Here is a 17,270-nt window from a genome sequence, read left to right on the forward strand (position 1 = left end):
CTTCGTTGTAAATCCAACAAATAAATGTTGGCCTACACAATTTTAGTGTTAAAACTTTGTTCAGTTTTCAAAGGTCTACCAGCTGATTAAGCGCTTACGCTCATCAGCGACTTAATTATTTTATCAAGCCAACAAATGAATGTCAAGAACTTTTTAAAATAATTTTTCTAACAATCTATCAAACAAATGATAAATTGTTAGGAGTCATCTAACAGACAACTTAATTATCATATCGAAGTTACAAGACCAAGTCAAGAACTTTTTTAAAATAATTAATGACGTTTGGAAAAGCAATTAAGCTTGAATCCGTTGACGCCGTTGTCATCTGTCGCAACAACAAGATATATATTACCGTTAAAGATAAACCGATGCAAGTACTTTTTATGATTTTTTTCAATTTATTTTACACAATTGAATCATAAACAAGTTTCTTCCTATTAAGTAGCTAAAAACAAATCACTTATAAATATCTGGTTCAACTTTATTGACTAATACTATATCACGTTTTTTCAACAATGGAAGTCCGAATTGTACAAGTTTGATCAGAATTTAGGCAACAAAAAAGACTAGATTAAGGTTAACATCCCTCTTGTCTAGTCTCTATATACTTAATCTGTGATTTCAACACTTTCCATAACAATATCTTCTTTAGGCTTATCATTACCATCACGTTTAGCACGGGCTATTTCACGGACAACGTCCATTCCATCAATTACTTGGCCAAAGACAGTGTGTCTGTGATCCAACCATGGAGTTCCACCATTCTTATAAGCTGCAACGATTTCTTGAGGATAACCGGCTCCGGCCATTTCCTTAATCATACGTTTAGGCATATTTTGGTTAGATACAATGAAAAATTGACTACCATTAGTGTTAGGGCCAGCATTAGCCATTGATAATGCACCGTCCAAATTGAACAATTGATCAGTGAACTCATCTTCAAAGCTATCGCCATAAATACTTTCGCCAGCCATACCAGTACCAGTTGGATCTCCACCTTGAATCATGAAGTCAGGGATTACACGATGGAAGATGATTCCGTTGTAATAACCTTTCTTAGCCAATTCAACAAAGTTCTTAACTGTCTTAGGTACTAGTTCATCAAACAATTGAATCTTAATCGTTCCATGATTAGTATTGATTGTTGCTACACTACCAGTAGCGTTTTCTAAATCTAATTGTGGGTATGTCATTTTTTAGTTTCCCTTCTATATGTACAATTAACGTTAAACTACTTTACCATACTTAATTCATAAGCCAAACGTTTACCATCGACTGCATCTGGAACATAAATAATTCCGGTATATTCAAAACCAAATTCTCCAGCTAAATGTTGCATGCGTTTATTGAGTTTATGTGTATCGATTCGCATGTGTCGAATACCTTGGGCATATGTATCACTGATTAAATTAGAGAAGAAGAATTTGCTCAACTTCATACCACGATATTTAGCAGAAATAGCAATTCGATGAATCGTAGCATACTGATTGGTTGTATCTTGCCAAGCTCCCTCAATTTTGCTGTAGTTAGGGTCGTCAGTTGTCACCAAAGTAGCAGTTCCGGCAACATCCCCATCCACGATTAAAACTCTGGCAAATCCATTGGCAATATCACCGAGTAACATTTCTCTATCTGGATGACCGTCTTGCCATTGTGTACTGCCGTCAGCTTTTAAAAGTGCTTTAGCTTCGTCAATCACTTCCATAATTGCATCAATATCGGAAGTCTCGGCTTTTCTCATATAAATTAGTGCCATTAATTAACCTTCTTTACTTTGCTTTTTCTCTAAGATACACCTATTTTAAAATAATTTGGATAATTTATTTGGCAAATTTGCACTGATACCAGTGAATTAGATCACTGACGAATCCTATTAAGATAAATAAATAGCCAAATGGTACTAAGAAAAATGGTTAGTGTAAAATTCAGTTGCACCGATCATTTTGAACAATACAAAACATCCAATGCCTAAAGCTAATACAACAATAACGATATTTCTTGATACACAGGCCTTTTCCATCTGTATTCACTTCATCATCATTTACCGTCAATATATCCGACTTATCTGAGTTTACAATCCGTACAATAGTATTGTTATCTCTTGAAAAATGTTGTATTTTATTGCTCCAGAGGATTTTGAGGGAGAAAACATGTTAATAAAAGAAAACATTCAAGAATATACTTTGGGTCAAGATAGACCTACTTTAGACATTACCATCATTGGTAACAGTGACATTGATTACTCACATGATGATTTAAAAATTGCTGCTGCCATCAAATTGATTGAATCATGCGACAATTTGAATTTCACCTTATTAACAGGTGAACACGAACTTTATAAAGATTTATCCGACCGTCTATATGTGGCCGTTGAAGATTTCGTACCGGGAAGTTATATGAAATAGTTGGAAAAGTCAGGGAATCATCCATTCTCTGGCTTTTTCTTTTTGCTATACTATATTTACAGCTTCTTTTGAAAGGAACAATCATCTTGAAATCATCCCTTAACTTCAATTCTCTAATTAAAAATATGTTTCTCAAAGTCGATTGGGAATCAGTCTTGCAACATATTACCGGCGTTTTATTTCAATTAATTTTATTAACAATTGTCCTATTATTAATAAATTGGATTGGCAAAAAAATTATTCGTCATATCTTTAAAACTGGATTACGTGGCACTAAAGCATCCATTTCGCCTAAGAAACTCGACACAATTTACACGTTAGTACTTAATATTTTCAAGTATATCCTGATATTCTTCTGGATTTACGCCATTCTCTCAGCCATTGGCATCCCTGTCGGAACATTGATTGCTGGTGCTGGGATCTTCAGTTTGGCAATTGGACTTGGTGCGCAAGGGTTCGTTTCTGATATGGTCAATGGATTTTTCATCTTATTGGAACAACAAATCAGCGTTGGCGACACGATTAAAATCAACAGTATTGAAGGCCGCGTTACATATGTTGGTATTCGAACTACCCAAATTCAAAGTATCGACGGAACTCTTAACTACATCCCCAACCGTAATATCACTGTTGTCAGCAATAAATCACGGAACAATATGCAGGCTCTAATGGAAATTCCAATCTTCAATGACTCTCCTTTTAACGAAATTACGAAGATTATTGAAGATATTAATCAGAATTTGGACTTAAATGAGTTGAAAATCACCAAACGTCCCGCAATTATTGGTTTTGCCAATCAAAATGATGGTACATTGACCATTCAAGTTGCCGCCTACACTAAGCCAGGTGCTCAATTTGAAGCTAAGAATGTCTTGTTAAAAACATATTTGTCAGCCATTAAAGATGCCAAAATCGATTTACCTAAATAAAGTATGACAAAAGGCCCTGAGCTTGGATTTATTTCCAAGTTCAGGGCCTTTCTTATGAATAAATTTATGCAGTAACCTTATTTTTACGCATCGTCAATTGAATACGATTACGAGTTTCATCAACACTTAGTACCCAAACAGTCACAATATCACCTATTGTTACCACCGTACTAGGATCACTAACAAATCTGTCAGCTAACTGTGAAATATGGACTAATCCGTCTTGTTTAACACCAATATCAACGAATACACCAAAATCAATCACATTTCTAACTGTACCTTGAAGTTCCATTCCTGGTTTAAGATCAGCCATAGTTAAAACATCTTGTCGAAGCAATGGTGCTGGCATATTGTCACGCAAGTCTCTACCTGGCTTACTCAATCCATCGATAATATCAGTTAGAGTTTCCTCACCAATATCCAGTTTTTGAGCCCATTCGTGCTTATTTAACTTCACTAATTCTTGTTGAAGTTCAGGCGTACCCACCGATTCGGTAGACATCCCAATTTCTTTTAACAAATTTCGTGTAGCAGCATAACTTTCCGGATGAATATCGGTATTGTCCAGCGGATCATCCCCAGAAATAATTCTTAGAAATCCAACTGATTGCTGATAAGCTTTAGGTCCCAAACGGGGAACTTTTTTCAAAGATTCACGTTTATTAAAGGCTCCATTTTCATTACGAAACTTGACGATATTTTTTGCGGTAGTCGAAGTCAATCCAGAAATATGAGTCAATAATTCTGGACTTGCTGTATTAACGTTAACTCCAACTTGATTCACGGCCGTTTCTACAACTCGGTCCAATTGTTCATCCAAATCCTTTTCCGGAACATCATGTTGATATTGCCCTACACCGATTGCTTTAGGATCAACCTTTATCAATTCCGCCAATGGATCTTGTAATCGACGACCGATACTAATTGCCGAACGTTCTTCAACATGCAGATTTCCAAACTCTGCACGGGCATTTGCACTTGCTGAATAAACTGAAGCACCTGCTTCATTAACAATTACGTAGTAAACCGGACGTTTTAAAGTCTTTAGAATCTCACTAACAAATTCTTCTGATTCACGGCTGGCAGTTCCGTTCCCAATGGCAATCATTTCAACTTGATAATCTTCCAGCAACTTCTTAAATTCAGTTTTAGCCGCATCCCGTTTTTCTTTATTCGCTGGCTTGTGAGGATAAATCACTTGTTTGGTCAAAAATCGTCCATTAGCATCAACGATTGCCAACTTACAGCCAGTTCTATAAGCCGGATCAAAGCCCATAACAACTTTGCCTTTCAGTGGTGATGCCATCAAAAGATGATATAAATTATTTCCAAAGACTTTAATGGCATGTTCATTTGCTTGGTCAGATAGCTTGCGACGAAGTTCCCTGGCAATAGCTGGTCCCAAAAATCGTTTGTATGCATCCGCAAAGGAATCCTGGACTTTTTCGACAGCTGGTCCCTGATGACGACCAATTATTCGAGAATTCCCAAAGTTCAAGATTTTATCAGTATCGATAGAAATACCAACGGTCAATATTTTTTCACGTTCTCCACGATTAATAGCTAAAGTTCGGTATGGTGGGATTTGTTTCAACGATTGTTGGAAGTCGTAATATGTTTCGTAGGTTTGTCCTTCATCCTTTTCCTTAGCACCACGTTTAATCTTGCTAGTCAGTTCACCATTTTGCCAAGTATATCCACGTATCCATTCACGAAAACTAGCTTTTTCACTGAATTTTTCGGCTAAAATCTCGTTAACTCCGTCCCAGACTGCCTCTAAATCAGGTAAATCCTTACTAGCATTAATAAAGGAACTCGCTTTGTTATTTAAACCGCCTGATGGAAAACTTAATAGCCAATTTGCTAATGGTTCTAGCCCAGCTTCTCGAGCAATACTAGCTTTGGTCTGCTTCTTTTGTTTATATGGAAGATATAAGTCTTCCACTTGTTGTAATACCGTTGCTTCTTCAAGCTGCTTTTTTAATGTAGGCGTTAACTTGCCCTGTTCTTGAATCAAATTAATGACATCTTCACGGCGTTGATTTAACTTCATTAATCGATGTGCTTCGTCTTCAATATCACGAATGGCAACTTCATCCAAAGTCCCAGTCCGCTCCTTACGATAACGAGCAATAAACGGCACAGTATTACCTTCATCCAACAATTCTAGAACTGCTTTAATTTGTTGAACTTTATATTTATTCATTTGTTTATGAACTGATTGAGTTAAATCAACCAAATTATCTTCTGATTTACTTGCTGCCATGTGTACCTCCAGTTTTAATCAAGCTGCTTATTTATAATTGAACAGAAATTAACAATTATCACTTTGCTTTTATAAGTATACTATCAAAAAGACGATCCTCCAGTTCTAAAAGAACAAGAAAATCGTCATATTTGCTATACATCACAATTTATCACTGAGTTTCAAACAAACCAGTAAGAAAGCATAATTCAAAAATATTCTAATCCCAAAGATAGATTAGTTGGAAGAGCTGAGAGTATTTATCAGCTATGGAAACGGACAGTACATCAATCACCAATTTGTCTAACCATATTAGAAAAGTTATAATTAAACAATAGAAACCATAAAAGGGAGCTAATTATATAATGGAAAAACGCATTAAAGGTTCATGTACATCAATTTTAGTCGGTAAAAAGGCTTCAATCGATGGCTCAACAATTATTTCTCGAAACGATGATGGTCACGAAGCACTAGATCCTCAACGTTTTGTAGTTGTAAACCCTGAGGACCAACCAAAAACTTACACTTCAGTTATTAGTAAAGTTAACGTTGATCTTCCTGACAACCCACTCCGTTACACATCAATGCCTAACTCAATTTTGACAAATGGCATCTGGCCAGCCGCCGGTATTAATAGTAAAAACGTTGCTATGTCAGCAACTGAAACAATTACTACTAATTCACGTGTCTTAGGACTAGATCCATTCGTTGAAGGTGGACTTGGTGAGGAAGACCTTGTTACCGTAGTTCTTCCATACGCCAACAGTGCCCGTGAAGGTGTTAAACGTCTTGGTTCATTGTTAGAAAAATATGGTACTTACGAACCAAACGGTATCTCATTTGCTGACAAAGAAGAAGTTTGGTGGCTTGAAACTATCGGTGGACACCACTTTGCTGCCGTTCGCATTCCTGACGATGCCTATGTTGTCGCTCCTAACCGTATGAATATCGACGATTTCGACTTCGATTCTGATGACACAATTTGTTCAGACGATTTGAAGGAAATGATTGATAATAATAATTTGAATCCTGATTTTGACAAATATAATTTGAGACATATTTTTGGTAGCTCATCTATCAAAGATACTGTCTACAACAACCCACGTACTTGGTATGGTCAAAGATTCTTCAGTCCTGACGATACACCAGATGATCCAATGGACCAAGATTTACCATTTATCTGCCACGCCAACCGTAAAATTTCTATTGAAGATGTAAAATTCGTCTTGAGTTCTCATTTCGAAAATACTAAGTATGATGTTTACGGACATGGTACTGATGCCGAAAAGAAACTCTTCCGTCCAATCGGAATCAACAGAAACCACAACGTTCACATTCTCCAAATTAGAAATAATGTTCCTGCTGAAATTGCTGGTATCCACTGGTTAGCTTACGGTGCCAACACATTTAACACAGTTGTTCCTTTTTACGCTAACGTTAACGACACACCTGCACCATACAAAAATGCTACTGGCAAATTCGACCTTAATAACATGTACTGGTTGAGTTGTACAACAGCTTTACTTGGTGATACTGATTATGACTTCTACGTTGACATGCGAAACGATTACGAACTCGATGCTATGAGTGCTTATCGTAAAATCCAAAACGATACTGATACCGATATTAAAGATGCCAAAAATGTTGAAAAGTATCTGGAATCAGCTAACGAAAAATTGGCTACAACTGCTTTTGAATTACAAACTAAATTGCTCGGAAACATGGTAACAATGGGTTCTGAGAACATGAAGCTTCGTTACAATTTAAACGATTAATACTTTTGAAGACGATAATTAATTTATCGTCTTTTTTTGATATTTCAGCGAACATACGTTCTTAGAAGATGATATACTTTTCCTTGTAGAAAGATAACTTTGATACAATGAACTCAATGGAGGAATTGCCGATGAAACTTTTACATACAGCTGACTGGCATATTGGTCGAACATTAAATGCACTGTCTCTTTTGGACGAACAAAAACATGCCTTTAAGCAGATATTACAAATTGCTAAAGATGAACACGTCGATGGTGTTGTCATTGCGGGTGATATTTATGACCGTGCCATCCCTAATCCTGAGGCCGTAACTGCCTTAGATAAAATGCTTCGTGAAATAAATTTGGAAAACGACATCCCTATTTATGCTATTTCTGGTAATCACGATAGTGCCAAACGACTTAACTATGGTCGTGAATGGATGGAGCATACTAATTTTTATCTGAATACCCTTCTAAAAGAAGCCTTTACACCAGTTGAGACTGACGAAGCTCAAATTTTTCTATTGCCATTTTTTGATCCAATCGATGCCCGTGTTTACTACAAAGAACAAGGACTTCCCGAAGAAGAAGTTAAAAATATTACAACAATCAGTGATGCTATGAATCTAGTCATCAGCGATATGGTGAAATTATTCGACAAAAATAAGAAACATATCTTAATAACTCACTTTGCTGTCACCCCTCATAAGGATGAAGAAATTGACCTTACTAGTGAAACTACGTCTAAAGTCGGTGGTTTAGCCACATTAACGGCTGATCAATTTCAAGCTTTCGACTATGTAATGCTTGGCCATATTCATACACGTTTCGCCTCTCCAAGTGAGACTATCCGTTATTCTGGTAGTCCAGTTAAGTTCAATATCAAGGAAGCACGTCTCAAAAATAAAGCTAAAGGTGTCGATATCGTTACCATTGATGATTCGGGAATTACCCGCGAATTCAAACCTTTAACACCCAAAACGGATTTGATTGTCCTCGAAGAAAACTGGGAAACGCTCTGCGATGCTGACTTTTACAAACAACAACCAGTTAATAAGGACTGGTTTGCGATAACTATTAAAGATTTTGACCGTAGTGAACACATTCAGACTAATATCCGTGCTGAATTGCAAAAGCGCTATGGAACAATTGTCGAATTGGATTATCAAGTCAATCAAGACAAAAATGACTTGCAACATGTTGCAGTTAACATCAATGAAATTAGCCCTGAAGAAACTGTAGATAAATTTTTCCAAACAATCACCGGTAAGGACTTATCAACTAAACAAAAGAACATCGTTGAAACTATCTTCAATGAAGTGGAAAGAGAGCACAAATGAAACCAATTTACTTAGAAATCAATAATTTTGGACCCCATGCACACTCTGTTATCGACTTTCGTAAGCTTGATGAATCGCCAATATTCTTAATTGGTGGTGATACCGGTGCTGGAAAATCAACTATTTTTGATGCTATGACCTATGCTCTCTTCAACACCACTACTAGTGACCGTGATGCCCGAGAGATGCGCAGTCAATTCGCTGGTCCTAAAGATATTACAAAAGTCATTTTTTACTTTGAACAAAGTGGCAAGATTTATAAAATCGAACGTACGCCACTCCAAGTACTAGCCAAAGAGCGTGGTACTGGTAACACTACTAGAAATCCTACAGCTAACTTATCAGTTGTTGAAGATGTTGGTGGTATTGAAGTTGAAAGTATCGCATCTAAACCAGCTGATGTCGGCATTTCTATTACTGAAATTCTCAACTTAAACGCTGATCAATTTAAGAAGATTATTCTACTCCCTCAAAATGATTTCTCAGAATTTTTAAAATCTAACACCAATGACAAAGAAAAAATCCTCAAGAAAATCTTTGGTACCCAATTATTCACTGACTTCACATCTAAACTGAAGGATCATTTTGATGCAGCTAACACTAAATCAACTGATTTTAACAACGAGTTAAAGTCGCAAACTGAATCTCCTGTTTGGTCTGATGAAGAACAGACGGAATTATCTAAAACTACCAATGACCAATTGACCGTTGTCTTGAAAGAATACTTAGACCAACGTCAAGCCACATTGGTTACTGCTCAAGCAGCCGAAAAGAAAATTGATGCCGAATATGAAACTGCCGACAATAAATACCGTGCAGCCGAAACCATCAAAAACAACTTTGAAAGTTTAGCTGAATCTGAACAGGAATATAAAACTAAAATTACCGATCAAGCTAAAGATATCAAGCTAAAGCAGACTCACATTGACGAATTAACCTGGGCTCAACCACTCCGTGAGACTGTTCGTGACCTTGATAAAATTACGATTGAACAAAAAGAGACTGCTAAAGATGAGCAAAGTTTCACTCAAAAATTAACAGCCTCTCAAAATGAACTGGATCAATCTAAAGAATCATTTACTAAGCTCAATTCTCAAACCAAAGAATTTGATAGCAAAAACGAACAGGCTCAAAAACTAAGTGTCGCTATCGCCAAGGTTCAAGATATTGAGAATATCAAACAGGCACTAGCTCAACTGAAACCTCAATTGGAACAAGCCCAACTTAACCTAACCTCGCAAACTGAGGCTGTTGAAAAAATTAAGCAGGAAATTGAAACCAAGAAAAAAAATGCTACTGATTCAGAGTCCTTAAATGACCAAAAGGATAAATTAAATAACGAGAAAAACAATATCAGCGACACACTAACTCCTTTAGCTAACAAACGTGACACAACTATTGCTGAAGCTCAACGGCTTCAAGAACGACTCAAGAAATTAACTTCTGAAGCTGAGACTAAAAAATCGACACTTGTTAAAGCTAAGGAAGTCTATCAAGAAAAGATTAAGACTAGACAGACATTAATGATTGCCCAATTACGTCAAGAACTTGAAGATGGTCAACCTTGTGCTGTCTGTGGATCAACCGACCACCCTTATGCTGAACATGCAGTTACTGCTGATGAGGCTGGACTACGAAAGTCTATGGATGAAGTTGATAACTCCCAAAAAGCCTATGCCGCAGCTGACAACGCCGTTAAAGAAATCAATCAAACGCTAGATGACCTATCTGCCGAGTTCAGTCAAAAACAACTTGAATCAGTCGAGGCACTAAGAAATCTTTCATCTAAGTATAATGAATTACTTGAAACAGTAAGTATCGACTTACCAGCTGAGTTTGATATGGAAAAGATTCGTGACCAATTCCAAATTAAACTTGATGAAATAAACAAAGAACTAAAAGCTGCTCAAAAGTTAAAACAAGAAATTCAAACTTTGGAACAACAGCAACAAGATATCCAAAGTGATTTGTCAGCGGCTAATGCTAGAGTAGAACGTCTATTAGCACAACAGCAAACTCACACTAAAGATTTGGAATCTAAGGTACAGGCACTGGATAACCCTGATATATCCAGCTCCGAGCTACTTCAACAACAAGCTCAGCTAAAACATGATTACACCGAGTTCCAAACTAATTTGAAACATGCCCAAGAATCATTGAACGATGCTGAAAAGGACTTCAGTAATAACCAAACTCACTTAAACGACATCAAAGATCGTTTAACAAAACAAAACGCCACACTCAAGAGCTTATCTACAGAATTAGATCAGGCTTTAACTTCTGAATCAGCTAAAACCAATGATTACGATACTTTGGATAAGTGGATTCACGAGTTAAACCAAAATCAGCTAACTGAATTACAAAATACTATTGTCAGTTACAATAAAGAAAAAGAAATGCTAACAAATAGTATTAACAAACTCAAAAGGGCCATCGAAGGATTAGAAAAACCTGATACGGATAAATTGAAAGAAGCCCTCGATGAAGTCCAAATTCAGCGTAAAGCCGCCATTTCTCAGGCTGCAACTGCCAAATCAGACTTCGCCAACGCACAAAAGAGTTTCGACAAAGTGACAGAAATCATGAAACAACAGGGGAGCTTTGCTAAAGAACTAGCTGCAATCACAAGCCTCTACAATGTTGTTAATGGTAAAGATGGTAATGACAGCAAGTTGAAACTAGAAACTTACGTCGTTCAAAACTATCTTCAGAGAATTCTGTCCTACGCCAATGAAACATTCCTCAATCGACTATCCCACAACCGTTATTACTTTGTTATTTCCGAAAAAGCTGCCGATAAACAACGTGATCACGGATTGGATATCAATGTATACGATCGAGAAACTAACGCTATTAGATCATCTGATACCCTCTCTGGTGGTGAAACATTTATCGCCGCTCTTTCCATTGCTCTATCACTAAGTGAAGTCGTTCAATCTTCGGCTAATGGTGTGCAAATTGATGCCCTATTCGTTGATGAAGGTTTCGGCTCACTCGATGATGAAACGCTCAGCGAAGCAATGAATGCCCTCGAAGATATCGGTAAAAACCGAATGGTTGGTGTTATCAGCCACATTGAATCAATGAAACAAAGTATTGGTCAACAATTACTAGTCAAAAAGCTTGGTGACGGTAAGAGTGAAATTGAATTAATAAACAAGTAAGCAACAAAAATAGCATCCCACGCACGGGATGCTATTTTTGTCTCTATAATGCATTAACACTGATAAAACGTTTCTCTAATACTTTCAAAATCGCATTAGCAGTATCAAGTGATGTATAAAGTGGCACCGAGTTCAAGACCGCATTTTGACGAATAATATAACCGTCAGAATGGTGACTTCTACTCTCGCCCAAGGTATTGATCAATAACTGAATCTTATTGTGACTCAAGTAATAAACAATATCTTCTTTGGCTTGACCGACTTCAGGAACAACTTTGGCTTTAATACCCTCTTTATTGAGATATGCAGCAGTTCCTTTAGTTGCCAAGATTTGGAATCCAACATCATGGAAACGATGAGCTAATGAACTAGCTTCTTGCTTGTCGTTATCGTTGACAGTTATCAAGACATTACCAGCATCTTTAATATGTTCATTAGTAGCTTCAAAGGCTTTGTACAAAGCTTCAGTATAGTCGAGTCCAGAGCCCATAACCTCACCAGTTGACTTCATCTCAGGTCCTAAAGCACTATCAACATTGTTTAATTTATTGAAGGAGAATGTTGGTGCTTTAACATGAATTAAACGAGATTCCGGTTCCAAGCCTGGTTCCAAACCTAGTGTATTAAAGTCAGCTCCCAGAATTAACTTCGTAGCAATTCTTGCCATTTGAATACTTGTTACCTTACTCAAGAAAGGCACGGTCCGACTGGCACGAGGGTTAACTTCAATCACATAAGCTTGGTTATCATGAATAACAAATTGAACATTCATGATACCGACACACTTCAATTCCTTAGCCAACAACTTAGTGTATTTAACAATTTGAGCTTGAACTTCATCCGGAATGTTTTGAGGAGGATAAACGGCCATTGAATCACCAGAGTGCACACCAGATCTTTCGATATGTTCAATGATACCGGGTAGTAAAACATTCTTACCATCACTCAAGGCATCAATTTCACATTCACGTCCAGTCAAATATGTATCAATTAAAACTGGATGATCATTGGAAACATGAACTGCTTCGTGCATATATTTGTCGAGTTCTTCGTCAGATCTGACAATTTCCATAGCACGACCACCAAGAACATAACTTGGACGAATCAAAACTGGATAACCAATCTTATGAGCAACTTCAAGCGCACCCTCTTGGGATGTAGCAGTACCACCAGCTGGTTGTGGAATATTTAACTTCTTAATAATTTGGTCAAAGAGGTCACGATCTTCGGCACGGTTGATATCTTCAACTTGGGTACCTAAAATCTTGATTCCATTTTCTTTCAAAGGTTCTGCCAAGTTGACAGAAGTTTGACCACCGAATTGGACGATGGCACCGACAGGTTGTTCCAAATCGCAGACATTCAAAACATCTTCCAATGTCAAAGGTTCAAAGTACAATTTATCAGCGACTGAGTAGTCAGTTGAAACAGTTTCAGGGTTGTTATTGATAACGATGGCCTTATAACCCATTTGTTGCACAGCTCTGACACAGTGAACGGTTGAATAATCGAATTCAATCCCTTGACCAATTCTGATTGGACCAGAACCAAGAATCAATACTGATTTGTTAGACATTTTTGCCGATTCATTCTCAGTTTCATAAGTACTGTAGAAGTAAGGGGCTGCCGCTTCAAATTCACCAGCACATGTATCAACAGTCTTATAAGTTGGTAAAATTTCACTCTGAATTCTAAAGTGACGAATGATATCTTCATCCAAATCATTCAAACGAGCGATAGTTTTATCAGAATAGCCTAATTTCTTAGCTTCTAAAACAATATCTTTATCCAAAGTTCCATTAGTCAAAACTTTTTCGTAGTTGATGATATTTTTAATTTTGGCAAGGAAGAAAGGATTGATTGCTGTTAGGTCCTTGATAGTCTCATAAGAAACATCACGTCTCAAGAGCTCGGCGATATAGAACAGGCGGTCATCAGTTGGAGTTTGAACATATTTTTCCAAATCCTCAATCGATTTGTCAGCTAATGAATTCATAATTAAATCTTCTTGATCAATTTCCAGTGAACGAACAGCTTTTTGCAAGGCTTCTTCGATATTTCTACCTAAAGCCATTACTTCACCAGTTGCCTTCATTTGAGTACCGATAGTCCGGTCAGCCTTAGAAAACTTATCGAATGGCCAACGAGGAATCTTGCAGACAACATAGTCCAAAGCGGGCTCGAATTGTGCAAAAGTTTTTCCAGTAATTGGGTTGATAATTTCATCCAGCGTCAAACCGACCGCAATTTTGGCAGCAATCTTAGCAATCGGATAACCAGTTGCCTTTGATGCCAAAGCTGAAGAACGACTAACACGAGGATTTACTTCAATAATAAAGTAATTGCTTGTTTTAGTATCGATGGCAAGTTGCACATTACAGCCACCTTCAATTTTCAAAGCTCGAATAATTTTTAAGGAAACATCACGTAATTTTTGAATTTCAGTATCAGTTAACGTTTGAATCGGAGAGATAACAATTGAATCTCCGGTGTGAATACCAACGGGATCAACATTTTCCATGTGACAAACAGCCAAAGCATTATCGGCACTATCACGCATAACTTCAAATTCAATTTCTTTATAGCCGGCAATACTTTGTTCAATCAATACTTCTGTCGATGGTGAAGCCTTTAGACCACGTTCAACAATTTCTTCTAGTTCAACATAATCGTGAGCTACACCACCACCAGTTCCACCCATGGTAAAGGCAGGACGGATGATAACTGGAAAGCCGATATCGTCAACAAATTTCTTAGCGGATTTGTAAGTATGAGTTGACTGTGAAGCAGGAACTGGTTCATGTAATTTGTTCATCAATTCCTTAAATTCTTCACGATCCTCAGCTTCGTTAATTGTATTTAATTTAGTTCCGATAATTTCAATATCCAATTGGTCTAGGATACCGGCTTCTTGCAACTGCACAGCCATATTTAAACCTGTTTGACCACCTAAAGTTGGAATAATGGCATCAGGATGTTCCTTTACCAAAACTTTCTCAACGAATTCTAGTGTGATTGGTTCAATATACACTTTATCGGCAATGTGCTTGTCAGTCATAATTGTTGCTGGGTTAGAGTTGATTAAAACCGTCTCATAACCTTCTTCTTTCAAAGCTAGACAAGCTTGTGTTCCTGAATAATCAAATTCGGCAGCCTGACCAATAATAATTGGACCGGAACCGATAATCATAATTTTTTTAAGGTCTGTTCTTTTTGGCAATTTATTCCCCTCCAACTATTTGTTAATCATGTCCCAGAATTTGTTAAATAAGAAATCAGCATCGTGTGGACCTGGCTTAGCATCCGGATGGAACTGAACTGAAAAGGCGTTGTATTTAGTATGCTCAACTCCTTCGACTGTCTGGTCATTCAATTCAACTTGGGTAACTTTCAAGTCTGTTCCATTAACTGATTTTTCATCAACAGCATAACCGTGATTTTGTGATGTGAAATAAATTCTGCCGCTAGCAAGGTCTTTGACCGGGTGATTGAACCCACGATGACCAAACTTCATCTTAAAAGTTTTGGCACCATTAGCTAGGCATAATAATTGATGACCCATGCAAATTCCAAACAGTGGATAACGTTTTTCCAATTCAACAATCGTTGGTAAAACATCCATGTGTCTAGTTGGATCTCCAGGTCCATTGCTCAACATAATACCGTCGGGATTTAAGTTTTCAATTTCTTCTAATGATGTATTGCCTGGTACAACTGTTACTTGCAAACATCTTTTAGTTAGTTCAGACACGATACTTTCTTTATATCCGAAATCTAGTAGTACGACATGTTTGCCGCTACCTTCAAACGTAGCTGGTGTGGGGTTGATACTTTTTTGTAATTGTTCATCGTCTAATTTCCAAGTACTGATTTGGTCTAATAAACCTGAGTTTAAATCGTCTACGATTGCGGCTTTTAATGAGCCAGCTTTTCTAATCTTTAAAGTTATTGCACGTGTATCAATTCGTCGGATACCGGGGACATTTTCTTGTTTCAAGAATTCATCGATTGTCATTTCACTTTGATAATTGCCAACGACATCGCTTATTTCTCGGGCTAGTACGCCCTTTATAGTAGGCTTTTGTGATTCATTAAATTTCTTGGCGACACCATAATTACCGATCATTGGTGCACAAAAGTTAATAATTTGTCCATTGTAGGATTGATCAGTAATTGCTTCTTGATATCCGCTCATCCCTGTTGTAAAAACAAGTTCGCCGATTGTTTCTGTGTCGCTTCCAAAAGCCGTACCTTCAAAGTATGTTCCATCTTCAAAAACTAGGTATCTTTTCATATTTGTCCTCCGAATTGATAAAAATTTGTACATAAAAAGGGATGCCTACTTACCAGCATCCCTAAAGTTTTTGTCTTAGACGATTGATATAGACTGAACCTTCGGGATCTCTCTGGATCCTATTAAAAATTCAAATTTAAAAACTTTTCACCAGTACGCGAAACTCAGAGAATCCTCTCTGTACTTCTTTCGCCTTCAAGACCTCACTGGGTCTAATTAAAAGTTATTGTTCCAATGATACAAACAACGAGGTGAATCGTCAATACTTAAATTAAAATTATTTTAATTTAAGTATTATTTATATTAAATATTTTTAAGCTAATTAAAACTATGGCAATAAAAAAACTTTCTCTGCCAGCAGACAAAGAAAGTTCGATTTAGAAGGTTCCCCTTACTAATTGATTACTTTCCAAGCCTCACTGGACTTAGTTAAAAGTTGTTGTACATATAATACAAAGGACGTGTTGATTCGTCAATAGCAATTATTTCTTAAAGACATGCTCAAGACGGTATTTTTAATACTTTTTATTAGGAGAATGTTCTTTATTCATGTATATTTTTTTATTCTTATATTTATTTAGTGTTTGTTAACTTCTGGATTATCTGAAGATATACCTGATACTAACCCATATGGTCTTGATTTGAGAGCTCGAAGTACCCTTGAACAAAGGCATCAGAGAATATTTTAGTTACACAAATTCCATTGTGAGGATTCAAACGAATATCTTTATTATCATCCCAGGGAACTATACGAGTTGTAACCAAATCAGCTTCATTTTTATCAGCCACAAGAGCTGATTTATAATGATAATTAAATTTTACTTTATCTGAATAGAATTTATTTACTGCATTGTAAGTCTCAACTTCTTTGGCTTTATCATCAATAAAATAAGCTTCTATCTTCTCAGCTTGATAGCATTTTACAGCAATAATTCTTCTGACAATACGGGGGCGTCTAGAGCCAAATCCTTTTGACATTGTAGTAATCCTGTAAAAATCAGTTTTGGAAATCTACGTAATACCATTCATATTGAGGAAATTGGACTATTTACCTTTAAATGTTCGAAACTTCCAATCGAAAGTCCGTAAGTTCTGTTTCATAAGATGATGCGAGAACAAATAAGGATTTTTGATAG

General features: G+C 36.8%; 11 protein-coding genes. 5 read left to right on the top strand and 6 right to left on the bottom strand.

Annotated features, from left to right (window positions below):
• Window positions 1–608: 608 nt before the first annotated feature.
• Complete coding sequence (locus tag AAA923_RS06690; RefSeq protein WP_338215698.1) at window positions 609–1,193, bottom strand: peptidylprolyl isomerase; 585 nt, start codon at window positions 1,191–1,193, stop codon at window positions 609–611.
• 38 nt (window positions 1,194–1,231) lie between these two features.
• Entirely contained in the window at window positions 1,232–1,756 is a 525-nt protein-coding gene (locus AAA923_RS06695) for a GNAT family N-acetyltransferase (RefSeq protein ID WP_338215701.1), read from the bottom strand.
• A 394-nt stretch (window positions 1,757–2,150) separates the two neighbouring features.
• Here AAA923_RS06695 and AAA923_RS06700 point away from each other — a divergent pair, with 394 nt between their 5' ends.
• Together AAA923_RS06700 and AAA923_RS06705 are read left to right on the top strand one after the other, a co-directional pair.
• Complete coding sequence (locus tag AAA923_RS06700) at window positions 2,151–2,405, top strand: hypothetical protein (protein ID WP_338215704.1); 255 nt, start codon at window positions 2,151–2,153, stop codon at window positions 2,403–2,405.
• Window positions 2,406–2,491: 86 nt separating this feature from the next.
• On the top strand, window positions 2,492–3,334 hold the full coding sequence (locus AAA923_RS06705) for a mechanosensitive ion channel family protein (RefSeq protein ID WP_338215705.1): 843 nt from the start codon (window positions 2,492–2,494) through the stop codon (window positions 3,332–3,334).
• A gap of 64 nt (window positions 3,335–3,398) precedes the next feature.
• Here AAA923_RS06705 and AAA923_RS06710 read toward each other — a convergent pair whose 3' ends face one another.
• The gene (locus AAA923_RS06710) at window positions 3,399–5,600 is read right to left on the bottom strand and encodes a Tex family protein (protein WP_338215708.1); all 2,202 of its coding nucleotides are present in this window, start codon (window positions 5,598–5,600) and stop codon (window positions 3,399–3,401) included.
• A gap of 344 nt (window positions 5,601–5,944) precedes the next feature.
• On the opposite strand from AAA923_RS06710, the gene AAA923_RS06715 reads away from it, so the two are divergent.
• From AAA923_RS06715 to AAA923_RS06725, 3 genes are all read left to right on the top strand, one after another.
• Complete coding sequence (locus tag AAA923_RS06715; RefSeq protein WP_338215710.1) at window positions 5,945–7,354, top strand: C69 family dipeptidase; 1,410 nt, start codon at window positions 5,945–5,947, stop codon at window positions 7,352–7,354.
• Between the two features lie 131 nt (window positions 7,355–7,485).
• On the top strand, window positions 7,486–8,676 hold the full coding sequence (locus AAA923_RS06720) for an exonuclease SbcCD subunit D (protein ID WP_338215713.1): 1,191 nt from the start codon (window positions 7,486–7,488) through the stop codon (window positions 8,674–8,676).
• Complete coding sequence (locus AAA923_RS06725) at window positions 8,673–11,840, top strand: AAA family ATPase (RefSeq protein ID WP_338215716.1); 3,168 nt, start codon at window positions 8,673–8,675, stop codon at window positions 11,838–11,840. The genes AAA923_RS06720 and AAA923_RS06725 overlap by 4 nt, the downstream gene beginning before the upstream one ends.
• A gap of 43 nt (window positions 11,841–11,883) precedes the next feature.
• Here the strand turns inward: AAA923_RS06725 and carB are convergent, their stop codons facing one another.
• The 3 genes from carB to AAA923_RS06740 form a co-directional block, all read right to left on the bottom strand.
• Window positions 11,884–15,060, bottom strand: coding sequence for a carbamoyl-phosphate synthase large subunit (gene carB / locus AAA923_RS06730; protein ID WP_338215719.1), 3,177 nt, complete (start codon window positions 15,058–15,060; stop codon window positions 11,884–11,886).
• 15 nt (window positions 15,061–15,075) lie between these two features.
• The gene (locus AAA923_RS06735; protein WP_338215722.1) at window positions 15,076–16,134 is read right to left on the bottom strand and encodes a carbamoyl phosphate synthase small subunit; all 1,059 of its coding nucleotides are present in this window, start codon (window positions 16,132–16,134) and stop codon (window positions 15,076–15,078) included.
• Window positions 16,135–16,755: 621 nt separating this feature from the next.
• The gene (locus AAA923_RS06740; protein WP_338215724.1) at window positions 16,756–17,112 is read right to left on the bottom strand and encodes a hypothetical protein; all 357 of its coding nucleotides are present in this window, start codon (window positions 17,110–17,112) and stop codon (window positions 16,756–16,758) included.
• Window positions 17,113–17,270 lie beyond the last annotated feature (158 nt).

The organism is Companilactobacillus muriivasis (genome assembly GCF_036246245.1).
GTDB classification, from domain to species: domain Bacteria; phylum Bacillota; class Bacilli; order Lactobacillales; family Lactobacillaceae; genus Companilactobacillus; species Companilactobacillus muriivasis.

Bases quoted from the DNA above. Each gene is read 5' to 3' on its own strand.
- AAA923_RS06690 (WP_338215698.1), bottom strand. From the start codon at position 1,193: ATGACATACCCACAATTAGATTTAGAAAACGCTACTGGTAGTGTAGCA.
- AAA923_RS06695 (WP_338215701.1), bottom strand. From the start codon at position 1,756: ATGGCACTAATTTATATGAGAAAAGCCGAGACTTCCGATATTGATGCA.
- AAA923_RS06700 (WP_338215704.1), top strand. From the start codon at position 2,151: ATGTTAATAAAAGAAAACATTCAAGAATATACTTTGGGTCAAGATAGA.
- AAA923_RS06710 (WP_338215708.1), bottom strand. From the start codon at position 5,600: ATGGCAGCAAGTAAATCAGAAGATAATTTGGTTGATTTAACTCAATCA.
- AAA923_RS06715 (WP_338215710.1), top strand. From the start codon at position 5,945: ATGGAAAAACGCATTAAAGGTTCATGTACATCAATTTTAGTCGGTAAA.
- AAA923_RS06720 (WP_338215713.1), top strand. From the start codon at position 7,486: ATGAAACTTTTACATACAGCTGACTGGCATATTGGTCGAACATTAAAT.
- AAA923_RS06725 (WP_338215716.1), top strand. From the start codon at position 8,673: ATGAAACCAATTTACTTAGAAATCAATAATTTTGGACCCCATGCACAC.
- AAA923_RS06735 (WP_338215722.1), bottom strand. From the start codon at position 16,134: ATGAAAAGATACCTAGTTTTTGAAGATGGAACATACTTTGAAGGTACG.
- AAA923_RS06740 (WP_338215724.1), bottom strand. From the start codon at position 17,112: ATGTCAAAAGGATTTGGCTCTAGACGCCCCCGTATTGTCAGAAGAATT.